The sequence below is a fragment of the Tessaracoccus sp. OH4464_COT-324 genome (genome assembly GCF_003932855.1).
Taxonomy (GTDB): Bacteria; Actinomycetota; Actinomycetes; order Propionibacteriales; family Propionibacteriaceae; genus Arachnia.
In genome coordinates this window covers 1-483 of the sequence record NZ_RQYZ01000092.1, presented here as the reverse complement: position 1 = coordinate 483, position 483 = coordinate 1, and the positions used below count along the sequence as shown (strand labels likewise).

1 rRNA gene is annotated in these 483 nt (G+C 51.1%); it reads left to right on the top strand.

The annotated features are described in order from the left end of the window. A 23S ribosomal RNA gene (locus EII42_RS12260) occupies nucleotides 1-483 on the top strand; the annotation flags it as partial.

The following is a 483-nucleotide window of genomic DNA, read 5'->3' as shown; positions in this document are numbered from 1 at the left end:
GACTAATGTTGAAAAATTAGCGGATGACTTGTGGCTGGGGGTGAAAGGCCAATCAAACCGGGAGATAGCTGGTTCTCCCCGAAATCTATTTAGGTAGAGCCTTGAGCGGACACCTTCGGGGGTAGAGCACTGTTTCGGCTAGGGGGCCATCCCGGCTTACCAACCCGATGCAAACTGCGAATACCGAAGAGTGATACTCAGGAGACACACGGCGGGTGCTAACGTCCGTCGTGGAGAGGGAAACAACCCAGACCGCCAGCTAAGGTCCCAAAGTCTATATTAAGTGGGAAACGAAGTGGGAAGGCTTAGACAGCTAGGATGTTGGCTTAGAAGCAGCCATCATTTAAAGAAAGCGTAATAGCTCACTAGTCGAGTCGGCCTGCGCGGAAGATGTAACGGGGCTAAAATATAGCACCGAAGCTGCGGCATCAGGCGTATCACTAATATTCCTTTCTTCGATTTCAATCCGACTCAACGTTCGGG